The sequence below is a fragment of the Pseudomonas sp. FSL L8-0168 genome (assembly GCF_037976155.1).
Lineage (GTDB): Bacteria > Pseudomonadota > Gammaproteobacteria > Pseudomonadales > Pseudomonadaceae > Aquipseudomonas > Aquipseudomonas paracarnis.
Window position 1 is genome coordinate 1,548,883 of the sequence record NZ_CP150262.1, and the last position, 26,118, is coordinate 1,575,000.

Annotated in this window: 19 protein-coding genes and 2 rRNA genes (1 of these 21 only partly in view); 14 read left to right on the forward strand and 7 right to left on the reverse strand. The window is 61.0% G+C overall.

The annotated features are described in order from the left end of the window. The first annotated feature begins 265 nt into the window (after positions 1–265). The 12 genes from MHH62_RS06485 (at position 266) to MHH62_RS06540 (ending at position 15,436) form a co-directional block, all read left to right on the forward strand. On the forward strand, positions 266–1,705 hold the full coding sequence (locus tag MHH62_RS06485) for an undecaprenyl-phosphate glucose phosphotransferase (protein ID WP_339232704.1): 1,440 nt from the start codon (positions 266–268) through the stop codon (positions 1,703–1,705). After that, on the forward strand, positions 1,705–3,165 hold the full coding sequence (locus MHH62_RS06490; protein WP_032903768.1) for a mannose-1-phosphate guanylyltransferase/mannose-6-phosphate isomerase: 1,461 nt from the start codon (positions 1,705–1,707) through the stop codon (positions 3,163–3,165). Before MHH62_RS06485 ends, MHH62_RS06490 begins: the two co-directional genes overlap by 1 nt. Further along, a complete protein-coding gene (locus MHH62_RS06495) occupies positions 3,165–4,076 on the forward strand; it encodes a glycosyltransferase (protein WP_014717839.1) in 912 nt (303 codons plus the stop codon). The genes MHH62_RS06490 and MHH62_RS06495 overlap by 1 nt, the downstream gene beginning before the upstream one ends. A 6-nt stretch (positions 4,077–4,082) precedes the next feature. Continuing rightward, a complete protein-coding gene (locus MHH62_RS06500) occupies positions 4,083–4,910 on the forward strand; it encodes a polysaccharide biosynthesis/export family protein (RefSeq protein WP_014717838.1) in 828 nt (275 codons plus the stop codon). A 70-nt stretch (positions 4,911–4,980) separates the two neighbouring features. After that, entirely contained in the window at positions 4,981–6,960 is a 1,980-nt protein-coding gene (locus MHH62_RS06505) for an exopolysaccharide transport family protein (protein WP_103452010.1), read from the forward strand. Then, positions 6,960–8,141, forward strand: a complete 1,182-nt coding sequence (locus tag MHH62_RS06510) for a glycosyltransferase (RefSeq protein ID WP_019818724.1) — start codon at positions 6,960–6,962, stop codon at positions 8,139–8,141. Before MHH62_RS06505 ends, MHH62_RS06510 begins: the two co-directional genes overlap by 1 nt. After that, positions 8,138–9,478: a beta-xylosidase gene (locus MHH62_RS06515; RefSeq protein ID WP_032903762.1), complete on the forward strand. Its 1,341-nt coding sequence runs from the start codon at positions 8,138–8,140 to the stop codon at positions 9,476–9,478. Before MHH62_RS06510 ends, MHH62_RS06515 begins: the two co-directional genes overlap by 4 nt. Before the next feature lie 22 nt (positions 9,479–9,500). Then, positions 9,501–10,715 carry a glycosyltransferase family 4 protein gene (locus MHH62_RS06520; protein WP_339232708.1) on the forward strand — a complete coding sequence of 405 codons (1,215 nt, stop codon included), beginning with the start codon at positions 9,501–9,503 and terminating at the stop codon, positions 10,713–10,715. Further along, positions 10,706–11,809, forward strand: a complete 1,104-nt coding sequence (locus MHH62_RS06525; protein WP_103452006.1) for a glycosyltransferase family 1 protein — start codon at positions 10,706–10,708, stop codon at positions 11,807–11,809. The genes MHH62_RS06520 and MHH62_RS06525 overlap by 10 nt, the downstream gene beginning before the upstream one ends. Beyond that, positions 11,809–13,212 (forward strand): O-antigen ligase family protein, encoded by a 1,404-nt coding sequence (locus tag MHH62_RS06530; RefSeq protein ID WP_020302534.1) that lies wholly within the window; start codon positions 11,809–11,811, stop codon positions 13,210–13,212. Before MHH62_RS06525 ends, MHH62_RS06530 begins: the two co-directional genes overlap by 1 nt. Next, a complete protein-coding gene (locus tag MHH62_RS06535) occupies positions 13,209–14,030 on the forward strand; it encodes an acyltransferase (RefSeq protein ID WP_014717831.1) in 822 nt (273 codons plus the stop codon). The genes MHH62_RS06530 and MHH62_RS06535 overlap by 4 nt, the downstream gene beginning before the upstream one ends. Next, on the forward strand, positions 14,030–15,436 hold the full coding sequence (locus MHH62_RS06540; RefSeq protein WP_339232709.1) for a lipid II flippase MurJ: 1,407 nt from the start codon (positions 14,030–14,032) through the stop codon (positions 15,434–15,436). Before MHH62_RS06535 ends, MHH62_RS06540 begins: the two co-directional genes overlap by 1 nt. A gap of 36 nt (positions 15,437–15,472) precedes the next feature. Here MHH62_RS06540 and MHH62_RS06545 read toward each other — a convergent pair whose 3' ends face one another. From MHH62_RS06545 to MHH62_RS06555, 3 genes are all read right to left on the reverse strand, one after another. Further along, the gene (locus tag MHH62_RS06545) at positions 15,473–16,051 is read right to left on the reverse strand and encodes a DUF4174 domain-containing protein (protein WP_014717829.1); all 579 of its coding nucleotides are present in this window, start codon (positions 16,049–16,051) and stop codon (positions 15,473–15,475) included. Between the two features lie 152 nt (positions 16,052–16,203). After that, positions 16,204–16,836 carry a glutathione S-transferase gene (locus tag MHH62_RS06550; RefSeq protein ID WP_020302532.1) on the reverse strand — a complete coding sequence of 211 codons (633 nt, stop codon included), beginning with the start codon at positions 16,834–16,836 and terminating at the stop codon, positions 16,204–16,206. 48 nt (positions 16,837–16,884) lie between these two features. Further along, positions 16,885–19,242, reverse strand: coding sequence for a DNA polymerase II (locus MHH62_RS06555; protein ID WP_014717827.1), 2,358 nt, complete (start codon positions 19,240–19,242; stop codon positions 16,885–16,887). A gap of 189 nt (positions 19,243–19,431) precedes the next feature. On the opposite strand from MHH62_RS06555, the gene MHH62_RS06560 reads away from it, so the two are divergent. Next, positions 19,432–22,191, forward strand: a complete 2,760-nt coding sequence (locus MHH62_RS06560) for an autotransporter domain-containing protein (RefSeq protein WP_339232711.1) — start codon at positions 19,432–19,434, stop codon at positions 22,189–22,191. Between the two features lie 56 nt (positions 22,192–22,247). Here the strand turns inward: MHH62_RS06560 and MHH62_RS06565 are convergent, their stop codons facing one another. Then, entirely contained in the window at positions 22,248–22,706 is a 459-nt protein-coding gene (locus tag MHH62_RS06565; protein ID WP_019818740.1) for an SRPBCC family protein, read from the reverse strand. Positions 22,707–22,804: 98 nt separating this feature from the next. Here MHH62_RS06565 and MHH62_RS06570 point away from each other — a divergent pair, with 98 nt between their 5' ends. After that, positions 22,805–23,206, forward strand: a complete 402-nt coding sequence (locus MHH62_RS06570) for a GFA family protein (RefSeq protein WP_339232712.1) — start codon at positions 22,805–22,807, stop codon at positions 23,204–23,206. A 1-nt stretch (position 23,207) separates the two neighbouring features. Here MHH62_RS06570 and mrdA read toward each other — a convergent pair whose 3' ends face one another. The 3 genes from mrdA to MHH62_RS06585 form a co-directional block, all read right to left on the reverse strand. Continuing rightward, positions 23,208–25,100 carry a penicillin-binding protein 2 gene (gene mrdA, locus MHH62_RS06575; RefSeq protein WP_339232713.1) on the reverse strand — a complete coding sequence of 631 codons (1,893 nt, stop codon included), beginning with the start codon at positions 25,098–25,100 and terminating at the stop codon, positions 23,208–23,210. Positions 25,101–25,313: 213 nt separating this feature from the next. Then, positions 25,314–25,429 (reverse strand): 5S ribosomal RNA (rrf, locus tag MHH62_RS06580). Between the two features lie 156 nt (positions 25,430–25,585). After that, positions 25,586–26,118: ribosomal RNA gene (locus MHH62_RS06585) — 23S ribosomal RNA — on the reverse strand; it runs 2,359 nt beyond the window's last position.

Below are 26,118 nucleotides of genomic sequence, written 5' to 3' on the forward strand. Positions count from 1 at the left end.
CGCCCCCTCTTATGTCAATTAATCGTCATATCATGGAGGCCTTACGAGAGCCATTGACGGCAAAGGCCAAAAAGCCAAAACATTGACACGGACCCTCAAGAGAGCCACTATTTAGCCATCACTCCGTAAATTCCTGCGTCTGAACAGGCATTACGTATTACCCAGCAACAGCAGTTGTTCGATTTGCACCACTTGTAAAGCAAAGCTGCCTTATGGATGAGCAAACGAATAGGAACGTTCTGGTGGTGTATTGAGGATCTGATTTATGCGCGGTAAATCGTCGTTCGATAGCCTGTTTCTGACTCGTCCCGGTTTCGTTGAGTTTTTTGTCGTTTTCGTGAAACTGATCCACGGCCTTACGGCTGTGGTGCCGGCCATTATTCTGTTGTTCTACCCGGACCCCGTCGCCGAGCACATGCGCAACCACTACCTGGGCCTGCTGGTGTTCTTTGCGCTCTTGACCATCATTCTGTTCCAGGCTCTGGGGGTGTACTCCGAGGATCTGTTCAGCAACCGCCTGCGTTTTCGCGTGATGCTGGTGGCCTGGGTCTCGGCGTTTTGCATCCTGCTGTTCATGTACCAGATCCTGCTGCTCTTCCCACAGTTGAGCCCACGCAACCTGGCGGCCTGGTTTTCCATGAGCCTGGTGCTGTTTGGCGTGGAGCGGATATTGATGCTGCGCCTGTACCGCCATCTGATGGATAACGGCAAATTCCTCCAGCGCACCGTGATCCTGGGCTTTACCGACACGGCCGTGCATGTGGCTGAACACCTGTCGCGCAACAGTGACATCCGCTCCGGCCTGATCGGTTTTATCGACGACCGTACCGAGCGCATTCCCAAGGAATTGAGCCGCCTGCCGTTGCTGGGCAATACCCGCGACCTGGAAAAGCTGATCCGCTCCGAACAGGTCAACCAGGTGATGATCACCCTGCCCTGGGCCGCCGAGCAGCGCATCAATGGGTTGGTCAAGCGCCTGCGGCAGATGTCGGTAAACGTCATGCTGGTGCCGGATATGGCCGCCCTGCGCTACGGCCATAACCGCATCACCGATGTGGGCGGCATCCTGATGTTCAACACCTCGCAGTTGCCACTGCGGGGCTGGTCGCCCTTTATCAAACGTTGTGAAGACCTGCTGCTGGCCAGCATCGGCCTGCTGCTGCTGTCGCCGGTGATGCTGGTGACCGCCATCGCGATCAAACTCGATTCCAAGGGCCCGGTGCTGTTTCGCCAGAAGCGCTTTGGCTACAACGACAACCTGATCCGGGTATTCAAGTTCCGCTCGATGTACGTCGAACAGACCGACCTCAACGCCGAAAACCAGACCACGCGCCAGGACCCGCGCATTACCCGGGTCGGCAGGATCATCCGCAAGACCAGCATCGATGAGCTGCCCCAGCTGTTCAACGTACTGCTGGGCAATATGTCGATGGTCGGCCCGCGCCCCCACGCCACGGCCACCAAGGCGGCCGGGATTCCTTTCGAGCAAGCGGTCAGCGAATACAGCTCGCGCCATCGGGTCAAGCCTGGCATCACCGGCTGGGCGCAGATCAATGGTTACCGCGGCGAGACCGACACGCTGTTCAAGATTCAGAAACGGGTCGAATACGACCTGGAATACATCGCCAAATGGTCCGTGTGGCTGGACCTCTACATCGTTTTCATGACGGTCCCGGCCGTTCTTTCCACCAAGGAAGTCTATTGATGAACCCACTTAACGGATTGATCCCGTGCATCATCTCCGGTGGTTCGGGTACGCGGCTGTGGCCGGTTTCGCGGCAGAACATGCCCAAGCCGTTCATGCGCATGCGCGACGACCAGAGCCTGTTGCAGAAGACCTTCCTGCGGGCCAGTCACTTGCCGGGCGTCGACAGCATCCTGACCGTGACCAACCGCGACCTGCTGTTTCGCACCCTGGACGACTACCGCGCGGTGAACACCCAGCGCCTGGGCCTCGACCTGCTGCTGGAGCCGTTTGGCCGCAACACCGCCGCCGCCATCGCCGTGGCTGCGTTGCATGTGCAGGAGCATTTCGGCGCAGACGCGCAGTTGCTGGTGATGCCGGCCGATCATCTGGTCCTCGATGAAGACGCCTTTGCCCAGGCGGTGGAAAAAGCCCGCGCATTGGCCGAGGCCGGTTACCTGGTGACCTTTGGCATCCAGCCTGACCGAGCAGAAACCGGCTTTGGCTATATCGAACAAGGGCCGGCACTGGGCGCTGGGTTTCGGGTGCAGCGCTTTGTCGAAAAGCCCGACCAAGCCACCGCCCAAGGCTACCTGGACGGCGGCAAGCACCTGTGGAATGCCGGCATGTTCTGCTTCAAGGCAGCCACCCTGCTGGAAGAATTGGCCAGCCACGCCCCGGCGGTTCTGGAGGCGGCCAAGGCGGCACTGGAGCACAGCCAGAGCCTGCAAAACAGCAGCAGTCGCCAGCGCGAACTGAGCCCTGAAGGTTTCGGCACCGCGCCGGATATCTCCATTGATGTGGCGCTGATGGAAAAATCCGCCCAGGTCGCGGTCGTGCCCTGCGACATTGGCTGGAGCGATATCGGCTCCTGGGAAGCCCTGCGCCAACTCACGCCCAGTGACGACAATGGCAACCAGATCAATGGCGAGGCGATCCTGCACGACGTACATAACTGCTACATCGATTCGCCCAAGCGGGTACTCGGTGCGGTGGGCGTGCGCGACCTGATCATCGTCGACACCCCGGACGCCCTGCTGATCGCCGACGCCCATCGCAGCCAGGACGTGCGGCATATCGTTGCCGAACTCAAGCGCCAGAATCACCCGGCGTTCAGCCTGCACCGCACTGTCACCCGGCCTTGGGGCACCTACACGGTGCTGGAGGAAAGCACGCGGTTCAAAATCAAGCGCATCGTGGTCAAGCCCAAAGGCTCGCTGTCCCTGCAAATGCACCATCACCGCAGCGAGCATTGGGTAGTGGTCAGCGGCGCAGCGATGATCACCAATGGCGAACGCGAGATCCTGCTCAACATGAACGAGTCCACCTACATTCCCGCCGGGCACAAGCACCGCCTGACCAACCCCGGCATCATCGACCTGGTGATGATCGAGGTACAGAGCGGTGAGTACCTGGGTGAAGACGACATCGTGCGTTATGACGACATCTACGGCCGCGCGCCGGTTGAAGTGAAGCCCTGATGCGTACGTCATTGATCATCCCCACCCGCAACGCGGCCAGTCACCTGGACCGCCTGTTGCCAGCGCTGCGCATGCAGACGTTGCAACCGGACGAGATGCTGGTGGTCGACAGCGCATCGAGCGATGACACCGTGGCGCGCTTTCGCGAGTTTGGCGCACGTGTGGAGGTGATTGATGCCCGCGACTTCAACCACGGCGGCACCCGGCGCTGGGCCAGTGAACAGGTGGGCGGCGACGCCTTGATCGTGATGACCCAGGACGCGATTCCCGCCACCGCCGAGACCTTCGCCAACCTGATCAGCGAGCTGCAACTGGAGCCGCTCAATGGCGTGGCCTATGGACGGCAGCTGCCGCACCCCGGCGCCGGCGTGCTCGGCGCGCAGTCGCGGCACTTCAATTACCCGGCGGCCAGCCGCACCAAGCGCCTGGACGATGCAGCGCAACTGGGCATCAAGACCTGCTTCAGCTCTGACTCGTTTTCGGTGTACCGGCGCAGCGCCCTGAGCGCGGTGGGCGGTTTCCCCCGGGATGTGATTGGCAGTGAAGACGCCTATGTGGCCGCGCGCATGCTGCTGGCCGGTTACCAGGTGCGCTATGCCGCGAGCGCGCAGGTGTATCACTCCCACGATTACCGCTTGCTGGAAGAGTTTCGCCGCTACTTCGATATCGGTGTGTTCTACGGCCGCGAACCGTGGATTCGCCAGGCGTTTGGCGACGCCGGCGGCGAAGGCAAACGTTATGTGCTGGCCGAACTGCACGCATTGCGCGAGGCCAACGCGCTGTATCGCGCCCCCGAAGTGGTGGTGCGCAGTGCCTTTAAATTGCTGGGCTATCGCCTCGGCCACCTTGAACGCCACCTGCCCAACGCGCTTAAACGGCGCCTGGGCATGTTTTCCACCTACTGGACTTGAGCCGTCATGAAGACTATCAACCGACGTTTCCGTCTTACCCTGCTCGGCCTTTTGAGCACCTCAATCTGGCTGGCCGGTTGTTCGACCCCGGCGCGGGTGCCGCTTCCTGACAACACTACGCTCAAGGCCGGCCATCAAGCGGCGCTGACCCTGGCCGACCTGCCACCGCCGCAGGTGCTGATCCAGAGCGGCGACTCGCTGCGTATCGTGCGTGATGCCCAGGAACCGGCGGCGGCCGATGACATGACGGTGTTCGTGGTGCGCCCCGACGGCGTGATCTCGGTGCCCAACATTGGCCGGGTCAAGGCGGCCTTGCGCACGCCCGAAGACCTGGGCAAGGAGATCACCGAGAAGTATAAGCGCATCTACCGCGAACCTGCGGTGACGGTGAACATCGCCAGCGCACCGAGCAACAAGGTGTTTATCGGCGGCGCGGTGTCCAACCCGGCGTTTTTCGACCTGGCCGGCAACGTCAGCGTCGAGCAGGCGCTGCTCAGCTCCGGTGGTGTATTGCCCTCGGCGGATGCCTCCAACGTGGCCTTGCTGCGTACCGGGCCCGATGGCAAGTACAGGACGTACTTCATCAGCCTGGAGAGCATGCTGACCAACCCCAATCACCCGCGGGTGGCGTTGCAGCGCGGCGATTTGATCTTTGTGCCGCAGTCGGGCATCGGCGCGACGGTGGAGGCCGTGGACATGTACTTCACCAAGCTGTTTCCGATCAACAAAGGGATTGGCATTGGCTTGAATTACGACCTGAACAAGAGCGACGTGAAAAACAGCGGCAACACCATCTACAACAACCCAACCATCAACGCAGGCCAAGGATTATGAAGCGGGCTTCGTATCACTCGAACCAAGCGTTCCCGCCTTTCGTAACCCCCATATGCAATGGAGTGATCCTGTGATCGAAATCCGCTCTCTTCGCGACCTGCTGCGGCTGTTTTTCATCTACCGCCGCGAATTCAAACTGGCCGTGATCACCACGATCGTCGTTGCCGTGCTGGGTGCCTTCCTGTTGCCGGCTCGCTACGAGTCGGACGCACGCTTGCTGGTAAAGCCGGGCCGGGACAACACCACGTTGCCGATCGAAGCCGCCAACCGTCAGACGCTGATTGCCCCGAGCACCCAGCACGACCCGATTGTCGACGAAGAAAAAATGCTCACCGGCCGACCCATCGTGCATATCGTCGCCGAGCGCTATATGGCGATGACCGCCGAACCGCCGCAAGGCTTCTGGAAGGTCACCAAGTTCTACATCAAAAAGGGCGTGGGCGAAGTCATCAATGGCATTCGTAGTGTGCTGCAGTTCGTCGGCCTTGCCGAGAAACAAAGCCCGCTGGAACGCCTGGCGACCTCACTGGAGAAGAACTTTACCGCCGGCCACGAGCCGGGTTCTTCGGTGATCGAGATTTCCTTCACCTGGGACGATCCGGCGGTGGCGCAAAAAATCGTCGAGACATGGGTCAACGCCTACCTCGAAGAACGCGCGCGGATTCTCGGGCGCAAGAGCCTGCACACCTTCTATGAAACCGAACGCGCCAAGGTGGCAGAGAACATCCAGAGTCTGAAAGATCAGTTGCAAGGCCGCTTGAAGCAGATCGACTCGATCAGTGTCGATGCACGCCTGAAGAACCTGACCAACCAGATCGACCGCGTCACCGATGCCAAGGTCAGCGCACAGAACCAGATATCGGGGATTCGCAGCCTCCTGGCCAACGCCAGCCAGCAGATCAAGAGCCAGCCGGCAGACGTGGTCACGATGCGCGAAACCAGCCTCAACCCCACCCAGCTCGACCTCAAGCGCCAGCTCAATGCGCTGCAAGTGGAGCGGGCTCGGCTGCTGCGCACTTACCTGCCGGGCACGCCGCAGGTCAATCAGATCGAGCAGAACATCCGCGACATGGAAGCCCTCAGCGCCCAGGAAGCTACACGCCTGGAACGCTCGCAGAACACCGCGCCCAACAGCCTGGTGATCAACGTTAAACAGCAAATGATCGACGCCCAGTTGCAAGAGCGCAAACTGGCCGGGGAAATCGAGAACTACGACAAGACCCTTGCCGAACTGCGCGCCCAGCGTGACCAGGCGATGACCGATGAACCGCAACTCAACACCCTGAGCCAACAACTGCGCACGGCCGAAAAGAGCTATGCGTTGTACTCGGACAATCTTGAACAGGCGCGAATCGACCACGAACTGGACAATAGCCAGATCAGTAACATTGCCCTGATCGAACACGCCACCCTCAACCCGGCCCGCGTGTTTCCCAAGAGCCTGCTGATGCTGTTGTTCGCCATTCCCGCCGGCGTGGCCGTGGGCTTGCTGACCATCTATGTGCTGTACCTGCTGGACCAGCGCATCCACGATGGCACGCGCTTGCAGGAGATGTTCCATGTGCCGCTGTGGAGCAGCATTCCCGATGTGCAAGATGCAACGCCGGCAGCCGTCACCGCCAGCCTCTACCGCTTGTACAGCCTGCTGCCCCTGGATCGCATTGCCGCCGACGGTTTTGCCCTGGGCCTGACCTCGGCGCGCCATGGCGAGGGTGTGACCTTTATCGCCTCGCAACTCAAGCGTCTGCTGGAGGAACGTGGTCACCGGGTCTCGGTCGATGGGGCGAGCGCGCCAACGCCGGGTGAGGTGTTGCTGCTGGACGCCTCGGCGCTGTCCTCCAACCCGCAGGCCTTCCTGACGCTGCGCCGCGCTGACCAGATCGTACTGGTGATCGAGGCCCGCACCAGCACCGTACCGACGATCGAAAATGCCGTGTCGTTGCTGACCACCGCGTTCGGCAAAGTCGACGGCATGATCCTCAACCGCCGTCGCTTCGAAGTGCCGGCCAAGGTGCTGGCACGACTCAACAGCTGGCGCGGGGCGGCCTGATGCGTATCGCACTGCTGGCGCCGCTGCCACCGGAGCAGACCGGGATCGCCGATTACGCCGCGCATCTGCGCCATGCGTTGATCGAACAGGGGCTGGAGGTGGTGACCCCGCTCGCCGGCTGCCTGGAATTGCCTGAACAGTTGAAGCGCCTGCAGGCCTTCGACTGGCGCGGCGTGGACCTGGTGCATGCCGAACTGGGGGGTGGGCGCTTCGGTGAGTTCCAGGCGCTGGAGTACCTGCGCCGGGCGCAACCGCACCTGCCGTTGACCGCCACGGTGCATGACCCGGAGCGCCTGATCTGGCGCCGGGCCAAGCTGTTTTTCCCCTTGACCCTGCTTGAACGCCTGCCCCATCCGCTGCCCCAGGCGGCGGCGCTGCTGGCCGACCCGTTGACCTTGCACGAAGAGCGGCGCCTGGCCAAAGGCATGCGCCGCCTGATCACCCTCACCCGCCTGGGCGGCGACTGCCTGCGCCAGCGCATGGGCCTGCGCCCGCAACAGGTGGCGGTGATTGCCCATGGCAACCTGCCCATCGTGCCCCAGGCGTTGCCGCCACTGGCACCGTTGCGCCTGCTGTATTTCGGTTTTATCTACCGTGGCAAGGGCATTGAAGACCTGCTCCAGGCCCTGGCCCAGTCACTGGCCGCCCACCCGCAATGCCGAAGCCAGGTACGCCTGACCCTGGCCGGTGGCACCGCGCCGGAAATGACCTTTGACCCCGCCGGCAACTACCTTGATGGCCTGCGCGAGCAGATCAGCGCCCTGCATCTTGAGGATGTGGTGGACTGGCAACTGGACCTGCCATCGGCGCAGATCCCTTCTACGATCCAGGCGCACCACGTGATGGTGCTGCCCTATCGAGAATCGAAAAAACTCAGTTTCCTAGGGCAAATGCGCGGCACCAGTGGCGCGCTGTCGTGGGCCAATGCATGCGGGCGCGGGGTGATCACCTCCAACGCCCGCGCCTTTGCCGAAGAGGTGGCTGGCGGTAATGGCATCACCTATCAGCAGGGCGATACAGCGTCCTTGAGCAACGCCTTGAGCCGATTGATCCTTGACCCGCAACAGGCGCAGCAATGGGCCGCCCGGGCTGGAGAAATCGGCCACCAACGCCAGTGGGCCAACACGGCCCAGCGGTTTGCTGAATTATTTCGGGATGCTTGTGAGGAGCCGTTGCGATGAACCTGTCATCCGTTCGCCCACTGTGGCGCTACTTGCCGCTGGCGCTGTCAATCGCCGTCGGTAGCGCCCTGCTGTTGAGTGAAAAAGTCGATGCGCAGCCGGTGAACCTGGCCCCGGAGCGCACCGTCGTCTGGAAGGACTTTCTCGGCGTAAACGCACACTTTCTGTGGTTCACACCCGAGCAGTACCACAAGCAGATCAAGCAGTATAAAAAGCTTGGATTGCAATGGGTGCGGGTCGACCTGCACTGGGATCGCCTGGAACCCAAAGAAGACGGTTATCAGCTCAACACCTTCGATGAACTGGACCGCACCCTGACCGCTGAAAAAATCCGCTCGGTGTTTTACCTGGTGGGCTCGGCGCCCTTTATCACCACCGCCCCCAAGGGTGCGCAGTTCCAGGATCAGTACCGACCGCGGGATCCGGAAGTGTATGCGTTGCGCCTGGCACTTCTGGCCAAACGCTACCCCACTATTGATGCCTGGCAGGTGTGGAACGAGCAGAACCTGCCGAACAACTGGCGCCCCAAAGTCGACGCCAAGGAGTACGGGCAATTGTTATTGGCCAGTCACCAGGCCCTGAACCTTGCCGCGCCCGGCAAACTGCAGGTCATGGGCGGCATGGCGTACTACAGCCAAATGCCGCCGCGTGGCAAAACCCTGATGTTCGAAGCACTCGGCGCGCTGGGTGTGCAAAACCTGGGCATGGTCGCGGCCTATCACCCTTATTCGATGACCCCGGAAACCGATGAGCCGGGCAAGAACGAAGTGCTGCTGCGCGGTGATCAACTCAACTCAATGCTGCACGGCGCCGGGATCAAGAACGTATGGGCCACCGAGTGGGGCTGGTCCAGCTACGCCGGCCCCAAGGAGATGCAGGACCTGATCGGTATCGACGGGCAGGCCGACTACACCTTGCGCCGCCTGGCGTTGATGGCGTCCCAGGACTACCAGAAGATTTTCCTGTTCGCGCTGTCCGACCTCGACCAACGCGCCTCGCCACGCGACCAGCATTACGGCCTGTTGAACCTTGATGGCGAACCCAAGCCGGTATACACCGCCCTCGCCCGCTTCCTGGAGATTACCGGCCCCACGCTTGAACCCGGCAACACGCCGCAGTTGCAGGATGTACCGGACAGCTTCTACAGCGTGGCCTGGACCCGCCCTGACGGAAAACACCTGCTGATGTATTGGAGCGCCAAAGGCAGCAGCATCAGCCTGCCCGGCATCAAACACGCAGAACTGCTGGACCCGCTGACCGGCGCCCGGCAAACCCTGAGCGACGACAACGGTATTCGCCCAGCGGTGAAGCCAAGTTTGCAGATACTGGTGTGGTAGCCCCGGGCATGGAGAGCTGTACATGAGAATCCTCTGGATTGTGCCCTACCTGCCGTGGCCGACCACCAGCGGCGGCAAGACGCGGCAGTACCATTTGCTGCGCACCTTGAGTGAGCGCGGGCATCGCATCACGCTGCTGGCGCAATCGAAAACGCCGGCCGATGACGCGGCGCATGCGGCCTTGGAGCCGTTACTCGAACGCCTGATCGTGGTTCCACGCCGGCCGCTGAAACATCCGCTGACCCTGCTCGGCGGCCTGTTCGCGCCCTGGCCGCTGTTGACCACGGTCAACGGCCTGTCGGCACCGTTGCAGGCCCAGTTTGCGCAACTGTTGAATGAGCGCTGGGACGTGATTCAGGTAGAACACAGCTACAGCCTGCAGCCGTTTCTGCGCACCTTGCAGCAGCAACGGCGCGAGTTTGTGCTGACCGAGCACAACCTGGAATCGAGCCTCGGCGGCGCCACTTACGACCGTTTCCCCAAGTGGGCCGCACCGTTTGTACAGTATGACCAGTGGCGCTGCCGGCAATGGGAACGCAAGGCGTTCGATGCCGCCGCTCATGTGGTCGCCGTGACCGAGGCGGACGCTCAGGCCATGCGGCCGTTGTCCTCGACGCCGGTAAGCGTGGTGGTCAATGGGGTCGACAGCCGCGCCTTTGCCGAGGTCAGCGCCGATGCGCAGAGCCAGCGCCTGTTGTTCGTCGGTAACTACGAGTACGCACCGAACCTGGACGCCGTGCAGTGGCTGCTCGACGAGATCTTCCCCAGGCTCTGGTTGCAGTGCCCGAGCGCATGCTTGGCAGTGGTCGGCTATGGCTTACCCGAACACTGGCGCGAGCGCTGGCCCGATGAACGTATCGAGTGGCTGGGGTTTGTTCCCGACCTGTGTGCCTTGCAACGCCGCTGCGCCGGTTTTGTCGCCCCGTTGCGCCATGGCGGCGGCTCCAAGCTCAAGGTGTTGGAGGCGATGGCCGCCGGCTTGCCGCTGGTGAGCACGGCCCAGGGCGTGTCCGGGTTGGCGGTACAGCCACAGGTACATTACTTGGCCGGCGAAAACGCTGAGGCCCTGGCCGACGCCGTTGTGCGCCTGCTGGATGAACCGGCGCTGGCCGGGCGACTGGCCGATGCGGCACGCGACTACGCGCGGCAATACCACGACTGGGCGGTGGCGGCTAATGAACTGGAGCACCTCTACCGCAGCTTGCTCACCGCCAAGGAGTCTCAGCCATGCGTGTAGCCCTGGACTATCGCCCCGCCACGGTTGCGCCGTCTTCGGGCATCGCCCGCCAGGTCGTGGCCCTGGAAGACGCCCTGCGCGCGCGGGGCAACACCGAGGTGGTGCTGTTCAGCGAAGCGCCCCTGGAGCATCCGCAGCGCCAGACTGCCGTTTGCCCGGCCTGGGCCAGCCCGCTGGACGGCCTGCAACGCCCACAAGTGCGCCTGCGGTTCGAGCGCGGGTTCTTGCCCAGGGCGCTGCACGAGCAGCAGATCGACCTGTACATCGCCACCGCCAATATGGGCTTGCCGTTGTGCCGTAAACCCGCCGGCACTCGCTATGTACTGGTGCTGCATGACCTGTTTCAGTTGACCCACCGCAACTTCCATCGCTCCAAACTCAAGGCCCTGGCCTACCGCCTGATCGACGGGGCCTCGATTGCCTGGTCGGTGTGGCAGGCTGATCGGGTGTGGTGCCCGTCGCAGTTTTCCTGCAATGAAGCCGCGCGCCTGTTCCCCTGGGCACGGGCCAAGTTCCGCGTGCTGAACAACTTGGTGCCCGAATTGAATGCAGCGCCAGAACCGCTGCCCGCCAACCTGCCGGCGCGTTACTGGCTGGTGGTGGGCACGCGGGAGCCGCGCAAGAACATGGAGTTCTTTCTGCGCCAATGGCAGGCCTGCCGTGCGCTGAACCCTGAGGTGCCGGACTTGGTTCTGGTGGGCCACCCCAGCGATGTACCGGCGACACTCGGTGAGCTGCCGGGCCTGCATTGGTGCAGCGGTTTATCGGACAGCCAACTGCAAGCGCTCTACCGTCATGCGGCGTGCCTGTGGCAGCCGTCCTATGCCGAGGGCTTTGGCTTGCCGGTGGTGGAAGCCTTGAGTGTCGGCACGCCGGTAGCAGTGGCACGCGGCAGCGCCCTGGATGAAATCGCGCCGCCCGATGCCCCGCGCTTCGCCCCCCATGACGCCGAGCAACTGCACAAGGTCATGCAACAACTGGCCGGCGCCGAGGCCACGCAAGACGGCGAAACACACCGCGCCTGGGCCCGGCAATTTGCCGAACCGGCTTATCGCGCGCGCCTGGACACTTTGCTCAAGGAATTGGACCGCTAATGCTGCCAGGAAAATTCGTCAGTCTGCTGCTGGGCCTGGTGTTCGGCGGGTTGCTGTTGGCCCTGTCGCCGATCAAGGTCATGCTGGTGGTAGCCGGTGTGGCCGTGGCCTTGACCCTGATCCGCTTTCCCCTGTGGGGCTTGCTGATTTTCGCGGTACTGGCCACCAGTATTCCCTACACCACCTTGCAATTGGGCATCCGCACCACCGTCAGCGAGGCGGTGCTGGGGCTGACCTGGGTCGGGGTGTTCTGGCAATCGTTCATCGGCAAGACCCGTGGCTTCATGCTGTGGCGACCGACCGAGCGGGCGCTGATGTGGCTGATGCTGTTCAGCACCATTCCGTTTATCTGGGGCATGCTGATCATCCATGCCGAAGGCAACGGGCCGGTGAACTGGGTGCGCTGGCTGATGAACCTGTCGATGTTGTTTATCGTGCCGCTGTTGCTGCGCACCGACGCTGACCGCGACAAGGTGGTGGTCGCCCTGTTGCTGGGTAACCTGGCGATGCTGCTGCTGTCGATCTTCATGTTCCTGAAGACGCGCAATGCGATGTCGATGATCGATATTCTCACCGACCTCAAATACGCCCACCCGGAAGCGGTGAAGGATATTTTCTCTGCCAACTACACGCGCATGGCCTCGCCCTGGGTGCACCCCAACCTGACCGGTGGCGTGCTGGTGCTGTTTATTCCCCTGGCGCTGTTCTATGGCTGGACCCGCAGCGGCTGGCGTCGGGCTCTGGGCCTGGCGGTGGCGGTGCTGGGGTGTGCCGGCCTGCTGCTGAGTATTTCCCGTGGTGCCATCGTGGCCCTGGCGCTGGTATTGATCTGGCTGGCCTACAAGCGCGTGCCGAACAGCGGACGCATTATCGGTATCGGGGCGGCGTTCGCCGTTGCGCTGGTGATGTTCTATCCGCCGTTGCAGGAGCGCTTGCTGACCATCTTCTCGACCACCAACGCCAGTACCGAAATCCGCTTTGACGAGTACGCCCGGTTCCCCACCGCCATGGCGACCTACCCCCTGGGGATCGGCTTCAAGATCGACCCGCCCGTGCCCGGCTCCAATCTGTTGGGGATCTCCAACCTGTGGCTGAACTTCATCTACAAAGTCGGCATTCCAGGGATGCTGCTGTTTATCACCGTCACCCTGTTGTGGTGGCGCGAAGTGCGCCCCCTGGGCCAGGTGCGCAAAGTCACCGCCGACAATGCGCTGTGGCTGGGGTGCCTCTGTGGTGTGTTGGCGGCACTGCTGACGGGGATTTTCGACCATTATTTCAGCTTCACCTTTGTACTGATCGCGCTGTTCTGGCTGTTGATGGGCATGAGCCTGCAACAGGTGCGTCTGCGCCCCTCCATTACCGCCCCTGTTGCTGCTATTGCGCCAAAGGATAACCAACCATGAAGCACCGGATGATCCACTCCACCGACTTGCGTGACCGCCTCCCCACGCTGGCCGCTGAAATGGGCGTGAGCCTGCCGGACCTGGAAGAGGCGCTGGACTGGTGCCTGGCCAACGACGTGGTATTTGAAGAAGGCGAAGGCGACAACAAGCGCTTCTGGATCAGCTCCATCGATCTGGAAACCGCGATTGAGCACCCGGTGGCGCGCCGCCTGTTCCACCGGATGAAACAGGACCTTGCGGCCCAGCTACTGCCGCGTTACGGCAAAAACTGGGCGACCGTCAAAGACCGGTGGCGCAGTGTCTGGGACATGGCCTACAACATCTTGATCAACAAGATCCCCAGCCACCATGTACGCATCGCCTGGCTGCGCCTGGGTGGCGCGAAGATCGGCAAGGGCTCCAGCTTGTGGCGTAACACCGAGGTGCTGGGCATGCACAATCTGGTGGTCGGCGACGATTCGGTAATCGGTTGGCATTGCCAGGTGGACGCCCGTGCCGGGCTGGTGATCGGTAACCACGTGGCGATCGCCTCCCACGTGCTGATCATCGCCGGCAGTCATGATTTGCAGGCACCAGAGTTCTGGTCGATTTCCGGGCCGATCTACATCGACGACTACGTGTGGATCGGCAGCCGGGCGTTGATCGGCTATGGCACGCACCTGGGCTATGGTTCAGTGATCAGCGCCAATACCGTGGTGGCCAAGGCAGTAGCCCCCTACAAAATCATTGGCGGTTCCGGGGCCAAAATCATGGGCGAACGTTGCCATGATCTGAACTACAAGGTGGGTGGCAAAGGCCTGTTCACCCTGTTTCACTGATGTTCGGCAGCACGCTCTGGCTGACCATCGCGACCCTCGCAGGGCTGGTCGCCGGTTTCGCCCGCGAATGGCTGCTGGTGGCGGCCTGGGGCGCGGGCAGTCGCAGCGACGGGTTTCTGGTGGCGGTGTTTTTGCCCGAAGCATTGCGCATGACCCTGGCCGCCGGCCTGCTTGCGGCGGCTGCCCTGCCCCTCTATCAACAACGCGACCCACACCGCCAGCAGGCCTGGCTGGCCAGCCTATCCCCACGCCTGCTGGGATTGGGCCTGGCGCTGTTTGCCGTACTGGCGCTGGGCGCGCCACTGTGGGTGCGCCTGATCGGCCCCGGCCTGGACGTGGCGGCCCATGCCGAAGCCGCCGCTAACTTGCGTTGGCTGGCCGCCTGTGCGCCGGGCCTGGTGATGCATGGGCTGTTCAGTATTCCCTTACAGGCACGCCAACGTTTTGTCCTGCCGGGCCTGGGCTCTTTACTGTTCAATCTGCCACCGGTGCTGTACCTGTTTATCCGTGGCAGCTCCAGCGACAGTGCCGAACTGGCCATGAGCTTTTTTGCCGGCAGTGTGTTGATGTGCCTACCGTTGCTGGTGCCGGTCTGGTCTTTCGGCTGGCGGCCGTGGCAGATCAGCGGCGACCCGCTGGCAGGCCGCGAATTGCTGGGCCGCATCGGCCCGTTGTTGGCCAGCAACGTGGCCAGCCAGGGCCTGGCGCTACTGGAGCGATTGATCGCCAGTTTCCTGGGGGAAGGCGCGGTGACGTGGGTTAACCTCGCACGCAAGCTGATCAACCTGCCATTGATCGCCCTGATGAGCCTCAACCAAGTGCTGCTGGGCATGATGAGCGGCGAACAAGGTCAGCAGCGCCTGGCCCTGCTGCGTCGCGGCCTGGATGCAGCGACCCTGCTGAGCCTGCCTGCGGCCTTCGGCCTGATTGGCGCCAGCCCCACGCTGATCCATCTGCTGATGCCCGCCCAGAGCGTCGATGGCCCACTGCCGGCGCTGCTGGCCTGGTTCGCCACGCCTCTGGTGTTTGGCGCCTGGAACGCGATGCTCGCTCGCTATGCCTATGCCAGCGGCGACACGCGCCTGCCGCTCAATTGCGAACTGCTGGGCAGCCTGGTCAACGCCGCCTTGCTGGTGGTGCTGCCCTATTGTATCGGCCTGCCGGGGATCGCCTTGGCGGCGTTGGGTGGCGTCGTGGTGACGAACTTGTTGCTGATGCACCGCCAGCAACTGCTCGGCCAACTGGGCTGGCCATTGCAGTGGGGCTTGAGCGGGGTGCTGTTGGGTGTGGCGGCGCTGGCCCTGCACCCCTTGCACAACGATGGGTGGCAGTTGGGGTTGAGTAGCCTGGCCGGCGCGCTGGTGTTGGTGGGGTTGGGGTTTTGGCTCAAGCCGTGGAAAGCCTGAGGCCGGTTCCCACCAGAACGGTGGGAGGGGACCTGTTCAATCTTCCAGCGGCTTGGGGGCTTTGTTGCCGGGCTTGGCGGGCTTGGTGCCCTTGGCCGCAGCCGCTGGCGCGGCTGGAACAGGCTCCGGCTCCGCAGGTGCGGCAAGCTCCTTTTCCGCCTGAGGCATCTGGTCAATGGCGCTGAAGAACTCCTTCAGGTCAAGGCTGTCCGGTGGCACGGTTTTTTCGAGTTTCTTCTCGCCGTCCTTGCCGATCAGAATCACCTTGGTGCCGCTGCCGACGCCGAGCTTGAGGGCGCGGATCAGCGCGTTGGTTTCAGGCGGCGTGAGCTTCTTGCTGTCCTTTGGGTCCTTGGCGAACTTCTCTCCTTCAGCGCCAATGCTGCCGAACTTCACGGTATAGAACACCATGCTGCGCTCTTCGAAGGACTGCTTGATGGCAGCCTCTTCCAGTTGTTTCTTCAGCGTTGCCAGTGTCGGGTTTCCAGCATCAAGCTCCACGACCACCAGGGGGCGCGTCTTGCCCAACTCCTGCTTGAGCGGATTATCATCAGCGGCCAACAACGGCCCCGTAAAAGCCATCAAGGTAGCCAGGGTCAGCGACCGGATGAGCATGCGCACCTCCTTTGAATTCCATGCAGGGTTCTTGAGTTTCATGTCTGCGACAGCCAAATTCAAGGATGATTCCTACAACACCTTGAGAAGCGTAGGTCAGGAAGCCCGCTACGCAAGGGCTTGGACAGTGGCCTGGTCATTGTTTCTTCCGGTTACGAGACCTTCCACTGCGGCCAATGCCGGGCAAAAACGGGGGCCACGACAGGGTCGGCATCTACCCGCTCCAGGCTCTGCGCAAAGCCCGGCGCCAGGTTGCCGAGCACCTCGCGCGCGTCGTCCCAACGCGATACCGCCGCCGCCATGATGCCCAGTGCATTCGGCGCGTTGCTGGGTGTAAACAGTTGGCCGGCAAACTGATCGGCAAACACGACCCAGGCCTGATGCAGGTAGCGCCGTGTGCCGCTGACCAGTTGTGCTTGCTGCACCTCATCGGCATTGCCCAACCAGCGTTGCGGGTAGTCGATGATGCCGATCGCCGAATAGCAGTTGGCGGCGATGTACAGCAAGCCGCGCAGGATCTGCGTACGATCGCCAGCCAGCAACTCGGCCTTGGGATACTCCAGGCCCAGGTGGATCAGAATCGCGGCGCTTTCGGTCAGTACCTGGCCATTTGGAGTGACCAGGGTGGGGATCTGCTTGAGTGGATTGATACGTGCAAGGGCGTCGCTACCCTCGTCGTCCTGCCAGGAACTGGCCTGCACGCGATGCCACGGCACTGCGCAGCGCTGCAGGGCGATTTCGATCATGCAGGATCCGGATTCGTCGGTGCCGTAAAGGGTGTACATGGGCGTTTCCTCCTGAGCGATGGGCAATATTGAGCCTGTGGTGATTACCTAGAATAGCCCCATCTGCCCGCCTACCAGGGTACCGAAATCGTCATTCACGAACGGCAGGATTGCGTCAGCGACGGGCTGCAATTGGCGCGTGACGTAGTGGTCGTAGTCGATGGGTGCCCGCCGCACTTCCAGCGGTTCCGGGCCGTTGACGCTGATCACGTAGCTGATCCAGCCACCGCGCTGGTACTGGCGCGGGCGGCCCAGGCGATCGTTGTACTCGTCCGCCAGGCGCGCGGCGCGTACGTGGGGCGGGACGTTGCGTTCGTAGTCGTGCAAGGGCCGGCGCAGGCGTTTGCGGTAGATCAGCAACTCATCGAATTCGCCGCTCAAGGTACGCCGCACGTAATCGCGTATGTAGTCTTGATGGGGTTGGCGATGGAAGATGCGTTGGTAGAGTTCCTGCTGGAATTGCCGGGCCAGGGGCGACCAGTCGCTGCGCACGGTTTCCAGGCCTTTGTAGACCATTTCTTCGCCGCCATCTTCGCGCACGACCAGGCCCGCATAGCGCTTTTTGCTGCCCTCCTCGGCGCCACGAATGGTCGGCATCAGGAAGCGGCTGAAGTGGGTTTCGTATTGCAGCTCCAGGGCGCTTTGCAGGCCGTACTCGTTGCTCAGGTGCGCGCGCCACCAGTCGTTGACGTGCTGCACCAGCGCCAGGCCGATGCGATTGGCGTCCTGCGCAGAGTGCGCGCTGCCCAGCCAGACGAAGGTGGAGTCGGTGTCACCGTAAATCACCTCGTACCCTTGGGCCTCAACCAGCGCGCGGGTCTGGCGCATGATCTGGTGCCCCCGCAGGGTGATCGAAGATGCCAGCCGGGTGTCGAAGAACCGGCAGCCGCTGGAGCCGAGCACACCGTAAAAGGCGTTCATGATGATCTTCAGTGCCTGGGACAACGGCGCATTGCGCTCGCGCTTGGCCTCTTCGCGGCCTTCGGACACTCGGGTGACGATGGACGGCAGGCAATGCCGGGTGCGGGAGAAGCGTGCGCCGCGAAAGCCTTCCACCGAGTCGCTGTCGTCAGGATGCTTGAGGCCTTCGATCAAGCCGACCGGGTCGATGAGGAAACTGCGGATGATCGATGGGTAAAGGCTTTTGTAGTCCAGCACCAGCACCGATTCATAGAGGCCCGGGCGCGAGTCCATGACAAACCCGCCGGGGCTGGCTTGGGGCGGTTTGTCACCCAGGTTCGGCGCGACGAAACCCTGGCGGTGCATCAACGGCATGTACAGGTGGGTGAAGGCGGCCACCGAGCCGCCGTTACGGTCGGCCGGCAACCCGGTGACGCTGGCGCGTTCGAGCAAGAACTTGAGCAGCTCGGTCTTCTCGAAAATCCGCGTGACCAGTTCGCAGTCCTTGAGGTTGTAGCGCGCCAGGGCGGGTTTGTCCTCGGCGAACATACGGTTGATTTCGTCCATGCGCTGGTACGGCGTGGAGATGTCCTTGCCTTCGCCAAGCAGGGTTTGCGCGACGTTTTCAAGGCTGAAGGATTCAAAACTCCAAGTGGCCGAGCGCAACGCTTCGATACCGTCGATGATCAACCGCCCCGCCGCCGCCGCGAAGTAGTGATTGCGGCTGCCGTGTTCGCGCCAGGCCATGGTTTCACCGCCACGCCCCAGCAACAGCGGCACGTTCAGGCGCTGGGCGTGTTCGTGGAGTACGCGCAGGTCGAACTGCACCACATTCCAGCCGATGATCGCGTCGGGGTCGAAAGTGGCCAGCCATTGGTTGAGGCGCTCGAGCAGTTGAGCACGGGTGTCGCAATAGTCGAGCTTGAAATCCACCGCGTCGGTTTTGTTCGGCGGGCCGAGCATGTACACCTGGCGCTCGCCGCAGCCTTCGAGGGCGATGGAATACAGATCGCCCTGGGCGGTGGTCTCGATATCCAGGGACACCAGCTTCAAGGGCGGGCGATAGTCGGGGGCAGGCTTCATCTGCGCGTCGAGCACGGTGCCGCTTGCATCAGCGGTGCCCCCGAACCAGACGGGAGCGGTGATAAAACGCTCCATCATGTAGCGCTCCGGCGGGCGCACGTCACCTTCGTAGACATCGACTCCGGCAGCGCGCAGGCGCTTCTCGATATCCATCAACTGGCGGTGCTGGCGCGCATAGAGGCCCAGAACCGGGCGGTGATGAAAGTCGCATAGCTGCAAGGGGCGCAACTCGAGATCACGTTCACCCTTGAGCAGCCAATCGAGCGGCTTGCGGTGGGCTTGCGGGATGAACACCACCGAGGTCTGCACGGGTAGGCGAATGCACCGTGGCCCTTGGTCGGTGGCCAGCCAGAAGCTGACCTCGGTACCCGCCGGGGTATCGCGCCAATGCCGGGTCAGGACAAAACCCTGCTGTAAATCCACCGTACCGCACCTCAAGAATCGCGTTCAGGGCGTGATTCTACTCGGCATCCGGGCCAAGGCGTCGGGTAAACGCACATCTAGCGCGCAATATCATAAAAAGGATGTCATCGCTTTTTAGGATAAGAATGCGCTGGCAATATCAAATGGCTATATAGGAAGATAGCGCGATTCAAGAAAAGGATTTCGCGCATGTCGTTCGTCCCCCGCCGTCTGGCCCTGACTATTTCGTTGATTGTTTCCGGCGCCTCGCTTTCTCCTGCCAGCCTTGCTCAAGCATTCATCGATACCCCAACCAATACCCCGCTCACCGTGGGCAGTGGCTATTTTTACAATCCCAGTTTGTGGGTGACCAAGACCGGCAGCATCACCACCCATACGACCGCCGTCAGCGTTCGCCAAAACCTGCCTGATTGGCAACGCAATGTCTTCATTCAAAATGACGGCTCGATCAGTGCCGATAAATTAGACGCGATCAGCCTGGGCGCTGCGACCGATGTGCGCATCGACAACACCGGGGTAATCTCGGGCGCCCGGCATGCAATCTCAGGCGAACAACTCAATTTGCTGAGCAATAATGGCACGCTTACCGGACGTGACGGCGCTGGAGTTTCGATAACGGGTGATGCCATGGTTTACAACGACGGCACGATCACTGGCGGACGAGAGGGACGCCTGGAGAATATCGATGGCGATGGCCTACGCGTAGGGGGCATTGCCCACATCGAAAACTCTGGCGTTATCCGGGCATTGGGCGCCAGTGGAGCGGACAATAATGGCCGAGCCAACACCAGCGATGGGGTATCGATTGGCGGTGGCTACCTGTTTAACGGCGGCAGGTTTGATCCTTCCACAGGCATTCCACGTACCGGCTCAATCACAGGTACCAACAATGGCCTCTTAGTCAGTGATGGCCATGATGGGCCGGCAACCGGCGCAACGGAGCTGAGAAATTTCGTCGACCTGCGTGGGCTTGATGGCTATGGCGCACGCTTTATCGGTAATTTCGACGACCGGGTATTCAACGGTGCCCTGATCAGCGGGAGTAATGGTGTAGCCCTGGACATGGGGGGCGGCAACGACACCTTGACGCTGTACCCCGGCGCCCGTTTTGAGGGGTTAGTTGACGGCGGCGCAGGGCATAACACCATGATTCTGGAGGGCTACCAATATTATCCTTCAGATACGCGTGAACCCGACGGGACGGTCGAGGCGACGCGCAATTTTGACGTACTACAAGTGAGTCGCGGCTACTGGGTACTCAATGGTCGCGGCGATTTCAGCGAAGGCGCACGCCTCTCTGCCAATGGTCACTTAAACAACCAGGGCAACATCGCTGGTGACGTGATCGTCGACCAAGGCGCGACTTACCGGGGCCGAGGCTCAGTCAACAATCTTACCGTCAGCGGGAGATTGATCACGGATACCGTTGTCGGCGCTCCTCAGGTCAACGGCAACCTGATCATGAAGCCAGGCTCTGCATTCGAGTTCGCTACTTATCCCGACGGCAGTGCTGCGACCACCCATGTGGTCGGCAATGCCAGCCTCAACGGTGCCTATTTGTGGCCGCAGCCGGGTTACTCGATGGACTATCCCTGGCACAGCACGTACACGGTCCTGCAAGCAGGCAGCATCACGGGGACCTTTGATGACTCCAACCTGCGCAGCTACTACGCCTTCCTGACGCCAACACTCAGCTACGACAATAACCGGGTGAACCTGAGCTACACACGCAACGATGTCGAGTTCATCGATTACGCCCGTACCCGTAACGCCGCCCACGCAGTCAACAGCATCGAGTCCATCACGTGGCGCCACTGGAGCAACTGGGATGGCAGTTTCCCCCCGCCCTCCATGATGCGAAACCCCAACCCGCTCTACGACGCGCTGCTGGCCACCTCGGAGACTACGGCCAGCGCCGCGCTCGAGGCCCTGGCAGGCAGCAGCAACGCCAACCTCGCCAGTGCCACACTGGCGGCCAGCAGCCAGGTGGCCACGTCCATGCTGTCGGCCATGCGCCAGATGAGCAGCAGTTCAAGCTTGCTCGTCGGGCTTGATCCAGTACAAACACCTGAGCTGGCCATAAGTGGCATCCCCAGCAGTGCCCGCAACTTGAATGATCCAAACGCGCGAGGCCGCGTGTGGCTGCAAGGTATCGGCAGCTACGGCAAGCTTGATGGTCAACACGGCAATGCGTCTTCACAGCAACGCACACAAGGCAGTCTGCTGGGTATTGACTGGTCCTTGTCGCCTCTCTGGCGCCTGGGTGTACTGGGCGGCTATTCGAAGACCGATATGGACAGCCACAACGTCGATAATTCATTGCGCAGCTGGCACGCGGGGGCATATGCCGTACGCCAGGATGGCCCAGTTGCGTTGCGCCTGGGGGCTGCGTACAGCCAGCACAGGGGTAACAACAAGCGCACAGTGGAATTCGCAGGTTTCAGCGAGCGCCCCAAGGGTGATTACGATGCCAATAGCCAGCAAGCCTTTGCCGAGATGGGTTACATGCTGGGTAACGGCCGATTGAATATCGAACCCTTCGCCAACCTCGGCTATCAGCGCTATCACCGCGACAAGTACCGCGAGAAAGGCGGCGATGCTTCACTCAAGGTGGATGCACAAACCCAGGACAATGTCAGCAGTACCTTCGGGGTGCGCCTGGCTCATCTGAGCCAACTGGAGAATGGCATCAGCCTGACCCCGCAGGCCAGCTTCGGCTGGCGGCACCTCTATGGCAATGTCGACAGTAAGACTCGGCAGGCTTTTTTGATTGGCGGCGACGCGTTCAATATTGAAGGCAGCGCACTGGACCGCGACGGCTTGATGGTTGAAGTGGGGTTGGCGGTGGGTTTGTCTGCGCAGCAGAACCTGAGTGTCGGTTATAACGGCGAGCTGGGTAGCAATAGCCGCAATCATGCGGTGGTCGGCCAGTGGCAGATGAGTTTCTAAAGCAATCGAATGCACGCTGGCGTGAAGCCGGGCATCAACCATGATGCCCGTTCGGGTCAGGCTTGATTCAGATAGCTTTCGATATTGCTCATTTGTTCGTCCCAGCCACGGGAGTTCATCTTGAAGGCTTTCTGGCGCCGCGCTTCGGGGATCTGGTCAAAACCGGACTCGACGACCCGCAAGAGGATGCCTGGAGCGCGATCCTCAATCGTGAACTCCACCAGCGTCGGTGTTTCCTTGTCGTAGTCGACGCCCTCTTCCACTGCAAAAGGATGCCACCAGAAAGAAAACAGCGTTTGGGGCAGGATGCGTTCGATCCTGGCCTTCCACACGACATGTTCGTAACCTGGGTAGGTAATTGGCGCTTCGATGGTTTCTCCGGCCACAAAGGTTTTACCTTTAAGCGCGATACCGAACCAGTTACCAAATTGCTCGGCCTGCGTGAGTGCCTCCCAGACCTGTTTACGTGATGCGCTGAGCAGCACCTTGCGTTCGATGCGATCTAATACGTGCATGAGTCACCTCCTTCACTGAACACTAGGCGACATCAACCAATGCGCAACCTTGCGTTGTGCGCGATGATGATGACCCCCTCCTTGCCTGGCCATAGGTTATGACTGACCCACTGAATGGAAGTTGCTTGTGCAAAGGTGTGCGCTACCAAGTCGACAGCCTGGACATGCCCATCAGCCACTGCCACTGCAAAAGCTGCCGCAAGGCACACGCGGCCGCGTTTGTTGCCACGGCCGGGGTGATGCGTGAGCATTTTCGCTGGACGCAGGGTGAGGAGTTGCTGTCGTCCTTTGAATCTTCGCCGGGCAAATTCAGGCATTTCTGCTCGCGTTGCGGCGCGCATCTAATTGCTGAACGTGGGCATCAGCCCCACGTGATCGTGCGGGTGGCGACGCTAGATGATGATCCGGGCGTCAGGCCCACCTCGCATATCTGGACGGCCCATGAAGTGCCCTGGCTGGCCTATGACGGCGTAGCGCGCTGGGACGAATGGAAGGTCTGAGTCAAACCCGTGGATCACCCGGCGCCTTGGCCGGCGCCGCGTATTGCGGCTTGAGGTGGCCTTCCTGGTCGAGCAGCCAGGCATCCATGATCTGGCGCACCACAGGCCCGGCTACACGGCCGCCGGCCTCACCGTTTTCGATCATGACTGAAATCACGATTTTCGGATGTTCGGCCGGCGCGAAGCCGACGAACAAGGCGTTATCGCGATGCCGCTCCAAGGTCTTGTTGCGGTTGTAGCGCTCACCCTGTTTGATCGCCACCACCTGGGCGGTACCACTCTTGCCGGCGATACGGTATTGGGCGCCTTGTGCTGCCGCTCGGGCGATACCGCGTGGATCGTGCATCACCAATTGCATGCCGTGGTTGACCTGCTCCCAGTCACGAGGGTCCTTGAGCACCACGTTGGGCATTGGGTGCTCATCTACAGGCGCCACGCCATTGATGGTCTTGGCCAGGTGCGGGCGGTTCCATACACCTTTGTTGGCAATCAATGCTGTGGCCTGGGCCAATTGCAGTGGCGTCACCTGCATATAGCCTTGGCCAATGCCGAGGATCACGGTTTCGCCTGGGAACCACGGCTGGCGACGGGTCGCACGCTTCCAGGCTTGGGATGGCATCAGGCCGGCAGACTCTTCGAACATATCCAGGGACACTTTCTGGCCCAGGCCGAACTCGGCCAGATAGTCGTGCAGGCGGTCGATCCCGAGCTTATGGGCCAGGTCGTAGAAGTAAGTGTCGTTGGAACGCATGATGGCCGCGTCCATGTCCACCCAGCCGTCACCGCTGTGGTTCCAGTTGCGGTATTTGTGGTCAAAGTCTGGCAACTGATAGTAACCCGGGTCGAACACTCGGGTTTGTGGGGTAACGACACCGCTGTCGAGACCGGCAATGGCCACTTCCGGCTTGATGGTTGAACCTGGCGCGTAGAGCCCGCGTAGCACGCGGTTGAACAGCGGCCGGTCAATGGAGTCGTGCAGCGCGGCGTACTCCTTGAAGCTGATGCCGGTGACGAACAGGTTCGGATCGAAACTCGGTTTACTGACCATAGCCAGTACTTCACCGGTTTGCGGGTCCAGGGCGACCACTGAACCGCGACGGTCGCCCAAGGCCTCTTCGGCGGCTTCCTGTAGCTTGACGTCGAGGCTCAGGACGATGTTTTTGCCAGGGATCGGATCGGTGTGCTTGAGCACGCGCAGCACACGGCCCTGTGCGTTGGTCTCGACCTCTTCATAACCGACATGGCCATGCAGTTCTGACTCGTAAAAGCGCTCGATTCCGGTTTTGCCGATGGATTGGGTACCGCGGTACTCCACCGAATCCAGGGTCTTGGATTCTTTTTCGTTGACGCGGCCGACGTAGCCGATGGAGTGGGCAAAGTGCGCGCCCAGGGGGTAGTGGCGAACGAATTGTGGCTCGACGTCCACACCAGGTAGACGGAACTCGTTGACGGCCAAAACGGCGATCTGCTCTTCGGTCAATTCGTAGAACAACGTGACGGGAACAAACGGGTGACGGGCCTGCTTGAGCGCCTTATCAAACACCGCACGGTCTTCGGCAGGCAGGTGCAACAGATTGACGATTTCGTCCAGCTCACCCTTGAGGTCGGCGGTGCGCTCACGGGTGATGGTCAGGTTATAACTCGGGCGGTTGTCGGCCAGCACCACGCCATTACGGTCGTAGATCAAGCCGCGAGTCGGTGTGATGGGCAGTACGTGGACCCGGTTGTTTTCCGAAATTGTGGAGTGGTAATCGTACTGCACCACCTGCAGGAAATACATGCGCCCTACCAGCGCACAGGTGATCCCAATCACCAGCACCGCACAGGCGAGCAAGCGCTTGTTGACCAGGCGGTTTTCTTTTTCGTGATCTTTGATAGGTATCGGTTCAGGCATTTCTACAGCATCTCGTTGGAAAAGGTCGACGCCGCATCCTGCGGATAAGGATCAATCCTTGTGAAAATGTGCTGCACCATAGCAAAAATGCAGAAACACTTTGTATCGAATTCCCTCAACGGCAGCTTATTTAATGTTGCCAGAAGCGCTGGAATTTTCGAGCGCCCAAAACAAAACCCCAACTGCTTTCGCAATTGGGGTTTCGGAATTTAATCTTGACGATGACCTACTCTCACATGGGGAAACCCCACACTACCATCGGCGATGCATCGTTTCACTGCTGAGTTCGGGATGGGATCAGGTGGTTCCAATGCTCTATGGTCGTCAAGAAATTCGGGTACTGAGTCGTGGCCAACTGGCCTCGCTTCAGCAAATTGGGTATGGGATAGTTTTCGGTGTTTTGTGAGCGTCGAACTTTCGGTTCATTGCGTCTTCACACACCGCAATCTGGCCTCTCTCGAGTTCGCAAATTGCTTGGGTGTTATATGGTCAAGCCTCACGGGCAATTAGTATTGGTTAGCTCAACGCCTCACAGCGCTTACACACCCAACCTATCAACGTCGTAGTCTTCGACGGCCCTTCAGGGAACTCAAGGTTCCAGTGAGATCTCATCTTGAGGCTAGTTTCCCGCTTAGATGCTTTCAGCGGTTATCTATTCCGAACATAGCTACCCGGCAATGCCACTGGCGTGACAACCGGAACACCAGAGGTTCGTCCACTCCGGTCCTCTCGTACTAGGAGCAGCCCCTCTCAAATCTCAAACGTCCACGGCAGATAGGGACCGAACTGTCTCACGACGTTCTAAACCCAGCTCGCGTACCACTTTAAATGGCGAACAGCCATACCCTTGGGACCGGCTTCAGCCCCAGGATGTGATGAGCCGACATCGAGGTGCCAAACACCGCCGTCGATATGAACTCTTGGGCGGTATCAGCCTGTTATCCCCGGAGTACCTTTTATCCGTTGAGCGATGGCCCTTCCATACAGAACCACCGGATCACTAAGACCTACTTTCGTA

Coding starts and splice junctions, on each gene's coding strand:
- MHH62_RS06520 (WP_339232708.1), top strand. CDS start 9,501: ATGAGAATCCTCTGGATTGTGCCCTACCTGCCGTGGCCGACCACCAGC.
- MHH62_RS06500 (WP_014717838.1), top strand. CDS start 4,083: ATGAAGACTATCAACCGACGTTTCCGTCTTACCCTGCTCGGCCTTTTG.
- MHH62_RS06560 (WP_339232711.1), top strand. CDS start 19,432: ATGTCGTTCGTCCCCCGCCGTCTGGCCCTGACTATTTCGTTGATTGTT.
- MHH62_RS06540 (WP_339232709.1), top strand. CDS start 14,030: ATGTTCGGCAGCACGCTCTGGCTGACCATCGCGACCCTCGCAGGGCTG.
- MHH62_RS06515 (WP_032903762.1), top strand. CDS start 8,138: ATGAACCTGTCATCCGTTCGCCCACTGTGGCGCTACTTGCCGCTGGCG.
- MHH62_RS06550 (WP_020302532.1), bottom strand. CDS start 16,836: ATGTACACCCTTTACGGCACCGACGAATCCGGATCCTGCATGATCGAA.
- MHH62_RS06545 (WP_014717829.1), bottom strand. CDS start 16,051: ATGCTCATCCGGTCGCTGACCCTGGCTACCTTGATGGCTTTTACGGGG.
- MHH62_RS06495 (WP_014717839.1), top strand. CDS start 3,165: ATGCGTACGTCATTGATCATCCCCACCCGCAACGCGGCCAGTCACCTG.
- mrdA (WP_339232713.1), bottom strand. CDS start 25,100: ATGCCTGAACCGATACCTATCAAAGATCACGAAAAAGAAAACCGCCTG.
- MHH62_RS06565 (WP_019818740.1), bottom strand. CDS start 22,706: ATGCACGTATTAGATCGCATCGAACGCAAGGTGCTGCTCAGCGCATCA.
- MHH62_RS06570 (WP_339232712.1), top strand. CDS start 22,805: ATGACTGACCCACTGAATGGAAGTTGCTTGTGCAAAGGTGTGCGCTAC.
- MHH62_RS06485 (WP_339232704.1), top strand. CDS start 266: ATGCGCGGTAAATCGTCGTTCGATAGCCTGTTTCTGACTCGTCCCGGT.
- MHH62_RS06510 (WP_019818724.1), top strand. CDS start 6,960: ATGCGTATCGCACTGCTGGCGCCGCTGCCACCGGAGCAGACCGGGATC.
- MHH62_RS06490 (WP_032903768.1), top strand. CDS start 1,705: ATGAACCCACTTAACGGATTGATCCCGTGCATCATCTCCGGTGGTTCG.
- MHH62_RS06530 (WP_020302534.1), top strand. CDS start 11,809: ATGCTGCCAGGAAAATTCGTCAGTCTGCTGCTGGGCCTGGTGTTCGGC.
- MHH62_RS06525 (WP_103452006.1), top strand. CDS start 10,706: ATGCGTGTAGCCCTGGACTATCGCCCCGCCACGGTTGCGCCGTCTTCG.
- MHH62_RS06535 (WP_014717831.1), top strand. CDS start 13,209: ATGAAGCACCGGATGATCCACTCCACCGACTTGCGTGACCGCCTCCCC.